Origin of the sequence: Streptomyces sp. NPDC046876, from assembly GCF_040645035.1 — a bacterium.
Lineage (GTDB): Bacteria > Actinomycetota > Actinomycetes > Streptomycetales > Streptomycetaceae > Streptomyces.
The window spans coordinates 69,275-75,233 of record NZ_JBEYXK010000028.1 but is presented as its reverse complement, the minus strand read 5'-3'; the positions used below and the strand labels follow the sequence as shown (position 1 = coordinate 75,233).

Annotated in this window: 4 protein-coding genes and 1 pseudogene; 2 read left to right on the top strand and 3 right to left on the bottom strand. The window is 74.5% G+C overall.

Annotated features, from left to right (window positions below; translation table 11 throughout):
- Positions 1–321: 321 nt before the first annotated feature.
- The 3 genes from ABZ924_RS17800 to ABZ924_RS17790 all read right to left on the bottom strand — a co-directional run bounded on the left by ABZ924_RS17800 (position 322) and on the right by ABZ924_RS17790 (position 3,664).
- Positions 322–1,932 (bottom strand): transporter, encoded by a 1,611-nt coding sequence (locus ABZ924_RS17800; protein ID WP_361910038.1) that lies wholly within the window; start codon positions 1,930–1,932, stop codon positions 322–324.
- The gene (locus ABZ924_RS17795; RefSeq protein ID WP_361910035.1) at positions 1,929–2,771 is read right to left on the bottom strand and encodes an ABC transporter ATP-binding protein; all 843 of its coding nucleotides are present in this window, start codon (positions 2,769–2,771) and stop codon (positions 1,929–1,931) included. Before ABZ924_RS17795 ends, ABZ924_RS17800 begins: the two co-directional genes overlap by 4 nt.
- Positions 2,772–2,983: 212 nt before the next feature.
- Positions 2,984–3,664, bottom strand: coding sequence for a bifunctional DNA primase/polymerase (locus ABZ924_RS17790; RefSeq protein ID WP_361910046.1), 681 nt, complete (start codon positions 3,662–3,664; stop codon positions 2,984–2,986).
- Positions 3,665–3,884: 220 nt separating this feature from the next.
- Here ABZ924_RS17790 and ABZ924_RS17785 point away from each other — a divergent pair, with 220 nt between their 5' ends.
- Positions 3,885–5,264 (top strand): transcriptional regulator, encoded by a 1,380-nt coding sequence (locus tag ABZ924_RS17785; protein WP_361910033.1) that lies wholly within the window; start codon positions 3,885–3,887, stop codon positions 5,262–5,264.
- 121 nt (positions 5,265–5,385) lie between these two features.
- Positions 5,386–5,959: pseudogene (locus ABZ924_RS17780) on the top strand (hypothetical protein); the annotation flags it as partial.

Here is a 5,959-nt window from a genome sequence, read left to right as displayed (position 1 = left end):
CCGCGCGCGCCCCCCCCCCCCCCCCCCCCACACCCCCCCCGGCGAGGCTGAAATGGCCGGGCCCCCGTCGCAGGCGTCGGCGGGGCCGGAGCGGCCTGGCCCCCGTCACAGACGCCGGCGAGGCTGAAATGGCCGGCCCCCCGTCACAGGCGTCGGCGGGGCCGGAGCGGCCTGGCCCTCGTCACAGACGCCGGCGAGGCTGAAATGGCCGGCCCCTCGTCGCAGGCGACGGCGGGGCCGGAGCGGCCTGGCCCTCGTCACAGACGCCGGCCAGGCGAAGGGCCCGGGGAGACCCCCGTCCACCCCGGGCCGTATGGGGCGTCAGCCCTTGCTGACTGCCTGGAGGATCTCCGGGAGGGTCTTCGCCACGGTCGGGGCGGCCAGGCGGATGCCGGCCCAGGCGGCCGCCCCGCCCCACACCACGCCCAACGGCAGCAGGATCCACGCCAGCGACCGGTCGCCGCCGAAGGAGAACCACGCCGCCAGGGCGATCACCGGCGAGCAGATCACCGCTGACGTCAGCATGCCGCCGAAGATGCCCGCCCAGGCCAGGCCCGCCTGCCCCGGGACGACGTTCTTGAACGCGCCGTCGGTCGGGATGGAGTACGGGAAGCGGGCCGAGGCCAGCGCGCCCGTGCACAGCATCGAGCCCAGCAGCGCCAGCGCCACGCCCAGACCGGCGGGGAAGCCCGCCCAGTCGTGCACGAGCGCCGCGGTGACCGTCGTGACCAGCACCGTGTACGGCACCGTCACCAGCGCCAGGGCGAACGCCCGCGCCCGCAGCTCCACGAACGCGTCCCGCGGCCCGGAGATGGTCTGCGCGACCATCCAAAACGCGGAGGTGTCCTGCCCGAACTGGTTGTACATCTGCACGCCGAGCATGCCCGCACCGAAGCACGCCATGTACACCGAGCCCGCGCCCTGGAGGGCGTTGAACACCGGGATGATCAGGCCGATCGCCAGGGCCGACACCCAGGCCGCCTTGGTCTTCGGATCCCGCACCACGTAGCGCAGCGTGCGCTGCATCACCGCACCGGTGCGCCCCGCCGGCAGCAGCGACCAGACGCCGCCGCCCGCGGACCCCTTCTCCTTCGCCGGCTGCGCCGCCGCGATCGTCGAGCCGTCCGGGGTGACCATCAGCTTCGTCAGGGTCCGGCCCCAGAACCACAGCAGTCCGAGCAGCGCGAGGACGGTGACCGCCAGCTGGGCCGCCGCCTCCGCGTACGCGCCCCGGCTCGCCGAGTCCACCATGCCGACGGCGCTCGCGGGCGGCAGCCACCGCACCACCGCCTCGGCGGGCTCCAGCCTGGCCAGGCCGCCCGCCTGCATCAGCCGCTGGCCGGCGAAGTTCGCCACCTGCATCCCGATCGCGATGACGAGGCCGCTGAGCAGCGCGAGGTCGCGTCCCTTGCGGCTGGTCAGCAGCCGTACGTTCGCCGTGGCGACGGCGCGGGCCAGCGTGACGCAGCCGAGCAGGAGCAGCGGCACGGCCACCACACCGGCCGCGATGCCCGCCGCGTCCCGGGCCACGGCCGCCACCGAGCCGACCGCCAGGCAGAGCGTGAACAGCGGGCCGATGCCGACCAGCGAGGACGCCAGCAGCGCCCGGACGAGCGGCTGCGGGCGCAGCGGCAGCATGGCCAGCCGGCTCGGGTCGAGCGTCTCGTCCCCGCTCGGGAAGAACAGCGGCATGAACGACCAGCCGAGCGCGAGGATCCCGGCCAGCAGGACGACGACCGTGCCGGCGTGCGCGTTGCCGTGCAGCATGGCCAGGCCGAGGGTCACGAAGAAGGCCACCACCAGCGCGAACGCCAGCGAGGCGAAGTAGGCGGCCTTGCGCTTGGAAGAGCCTTTGAGGCCGTTGCGCAGCAGCGACAGCTTCAGGCGGACGAAGACCGGGGTCAGGTTCACGGAAGGGGAGGAGGCGCTCATCGGGTGGCCTGCCCGCCCAGCCAGTCCAGGGAGTCGCCCGCGGCGCGGCCGCCCGCGCCGACCAGTTCCAGGAACGCGGCCTGGAGGGAGGGCGCGTCGCCCCGTACGGCAGCGGTCGGGCCCGCGGCCCGGATCCGGCCGCCGGCCATGACGGCGACCCAGTCGCACAGCGACTCGACCAGCTCCATCACGTGCGAGGAGAAGACGACCGTGGCACCCGAGGCGGTGTAACGTTCCAGCACCCCGCGGATGGTCTGCGCCGACACCGGGTCGACACCCTCGAACGGCTCGTCCAGGAACAGCACTTCGGGATTGTGCAGCAGGGCGGCGGCCAGGCCGATCTTCTTGCGCATGCCCGTCGAGTAGTCCACGACCAGCTTGTGCTGCGAACCCGCGAGGTCGAGGACGTCCAGCAGCTGCGTCGCCCGCTTGTCGGTCTCCTCGCCCGGCAGGCCCCGCAAGCGGCCCATGTAGCCGAGCAGTTCACGGCCCGACAGCCGCTCGAACATGCGCAGCCCCTCGGGCAGCACGCCGATGCGGGACTTCACCTCGACCGGGTCCGCCCACACGTCGTGGCCGGCGACGACCACGCGGCCCATGTCCGGGCGCAGCAGGCCGGTCACCATCGACAGCGTGGTCGTCTTGCCCGCCCCGTTCGGGCCGACCAGGCCGATGAACCTGCCCGCGGGCAGCTCCAGATCGATCCCGGCCACCGCGACCTGCTCGCCGAAGCGCTTCCAGAGCCCCTCGACCCGTACCGCCGCCCGTCCGGCGGACGACGCGGATCGCGCGCCGTCCGTCCCCTCGGCCCCGCCCGTCGCATAACCCTGGTCCGGCATGCGTCTGCCTCTCGTTCTGTCCCCGTGGTCTACGTCCTCACCCTAGGGCCGCTTCGGCGGGCGGAGCAGTTACGTATGTCATGACTTTCACAGGCCGAACCACCCGGGCTGACCTGGGGCGTTGCGGCTCCGGCGCGGGACGGTGGGCGGGCGGACCGGGGGCGACTCGTCAGTGACTCGTCAGTGACTCGGCGGCGACTCGGCGGCCGGGTTCAGGAGGAACGCCGGGCCCGCTCCGCCGCGGCCTCCCGGCCGCACGCGTACGCCAGCGCGTCGATCAGCTCCTCGGTGTCCGGCAGCCACCGGTTCGCCGGGGTGGGCCGGCGGGCCCACTGGACTGCGCCCCGGCCGCCGAACCGGGTCGGCGGGGCCGCCACGTACTGGCCCTCGCCGCGTACCACCAGGTCGATCGCGGCCGGCGACCACCCGTACCGGCGCACCATGTCCGGCACCTTCGCCGAGGCGCCCGGCAGCACGAAGAACAGCATCCGGTGGTCGGGCGTGAGGGTGACCGGGCCGAGGGTGCGCTGCATCCGCTCCAGGCGGGCCAGTGCCAGGAAACCGGCCGACTCAGGGACGTCGAGCGCGTCGAAGGTCCGGCCCGTCGGCAGCAGGATCGACGCCTCGGGCCGCTTGCCCCACACGCGCCGCACCTGCACCGCGCTGCCCGTCGCCAGCGGCGCCCAGTCCTTCACCGCCGGGTGCGCGCCCGGAGCCGGGCAGTCCTCCGCCCCGCAGGAGCACAACTCGCGCCCCTCGGCGGGCTCCAGCCAGGTGCCGGCGAAGACGTCCCAGTGCCGTTCTTCCGCGTACCGCACGGCATGGTCCAGCAGCTGCTCGCCACGCTGCTTGGGGATGGGTGCGGTCTCCGTGACTCCGATGGTCTCTTCCACGCCCATCACAACTTCCGCGGTCACCTCGGGTTACGGGGGTAAACCGCCCGGTGGGCGCTGCATCGATCCTGCATACGGGGCGCACTGATGCACGCGTGGGGGCGCGTGGGAGGTCGGGGCGCCGGAGTTGGGTAGCGACACGACGCAGAGCGGATGATTCTCCGCACATCAGGCGGGAAGTGATCAATCCAACGATCACCCGCGGCCTCTGGGGGTTTCCATGTCAGCCAGGCCTCTCGTAGCGCGCCAGCCGAACGAACGGCTGCAGGCACTGATTCAGGAAGCCGGGTGCTCGAACGCCGGGCTCGCCCGGCGCGTCAACATGTGCGGGGCCGAGCACGGCCTCGATCTGCGCTACGACAAGACGTCCGTGGCGCGCTGGCTGCGCGGCCAGCAGCCGCGCGGCCGGGCGCCCGGCATCATCGCCGAGGCGCTCGGGCGAAAACTCGGCCGGACCGTGACGATCGACGAGATCGGCATGGCCAACGGCAAGAACCTCGCCTCCGGTATCGGCCTGCAGTTCTCCCCGACCGTCGTCGGCGCCATCGAGCAGGTCAGCGAGCTGTGGCGCAGCGACGTCGGGCGGCGCGACTTCCTGTCCGGGTCGAGCGTGGCGGCGTCCGCGCTGGTCGAGCCGAGCCGGGACTGGCTGATCACCGGCGCCGACGCGCAGGTCGCCCGCAATGGCGGCTCGCGCGTCGGGATGCCGGACGTGGAGGCGGTACGGGCCACCACCGACGCGCTCAAGGAGCTCGACCACCGCTTCGGCAGCGGGCACGTCCGGCCCGTGGTCGTGCACTACCTCAACTCGGTGGTCTCCGGACTGATCGGGGGCTCGTACCGGGAGCCGGTGGGGCGGGCGCTGTTCGCGGCGGTGGCCCGGCTGACCGAGCTCGCCGGCTACATGGCGGTCGACACCGGGCAGCCGGGGCTGGCCCAGCGGTACTACATCCAGGCGCTGCGCCTCGCGCAGGCCGCCGGGGACCGCGCGTACGGCGGCTACGTGCTCGCGGCCTCGATGAGCCACCTCGCCGCCGAGCTCGGCAACCCGCGGGAGATCGCCCAGCTGGCGCGGGCCGCGCAGGAGGGCACGCGCGGGCAGGTCACCCCGCGGGTGGAGGCGATGTTCTACGCGGCCGAGGCGCGCGGGCACGCGCTGATGGGCGATGCCCGGGCGACGGCGGTGCTGACCTCGCGGGCGGTCACCGCGCTGGAGCGGGCGGAGCCGGAGTCAGGGGACGACCCGGTGTGGATCCGGCATTTCGACCAGGCCTACCTCGCCGATGAGCTGGCCCACTGCCACCGGGACCTGGGGCAGGCGGACCAGGCGGCCCGGCAGGCGCAGGAGGTCCTGAACGGCCTGCCGGCCGGGAAGGAGCGGCGCCGGGCGATCGGGCTGCTGCTGCTGGCGGCGGCGCAGGTGCAGCAGCGGGAGGTGGAGCAGGCCTGCCAGACCGCGGCGAAGGCGGCGGAACTGCTGGCCGGGCTCCGCTCCAGCCGGGGTGCGGAGTACCTGGAGGACTTCCGTGCGCGGGTGGAGCCGTACCGCGACGAGGCGGCGGTACGGGAGTTCGCCGCTCGCCTGGAGGTGGTTGCATAGCCGGGTTTCTGTCCGGGTATGTCGGGGTTCCGGTCGAGGGCGGGACTGACGGGAGGGGCGGGGTCCGGGTAGCGTGAGTCGACGGTTCCGTAGGTTCGGAGTAGTCGGCGAAGGAGTCCCGGTGACGGAGAGCGGACAGGGGAGCGGCCAGCAGGCGGCCCCACAGGCCGGTGCGCCGTGGGGCCCGGACCCGGCGTACCCGCAGGCCCCGGCCTACCCGCCGACCGGCCCCGGACCCGTGCCGGACGCCGCGCCGGGGCAGGCGACGGCCGCCGGCCCCGGGCACGTCCTGGGCCCCGGCTACGAGGGCCCCGGCCAGCCGCACGGATGGGGGCACCGCCCAGCGGTGGCTGGGGGAGGGTACCCGCCCCTCCCAGACGCCGCGACCCAGTACATCCCCCCGGTCCCGCCCGCCCCGGCGGCGCCGGGAGCCCAGCCCTTCCCGCCCGCGCCGGGCCACCACGATGCGGCGACGCAGTACATCCCGCCGGTACCGGCGGGCCCGCCCGCGGGAGGGCCGGGGGCCCAGGGCTTCCCGCCTGCCGGTCCTTCCCACCACGATGCGGCGACGCAGTACATCGCGCCGGTCCCGGCCGGAGGGCCCGGAGCCCAGGGCTTCCCGGCAGCGCCGGGGCACGACGAGGCGGCGACGCAGTACATCCCGCCGGTGCCCGCCGGGCCCGCGGCGCCCGGGC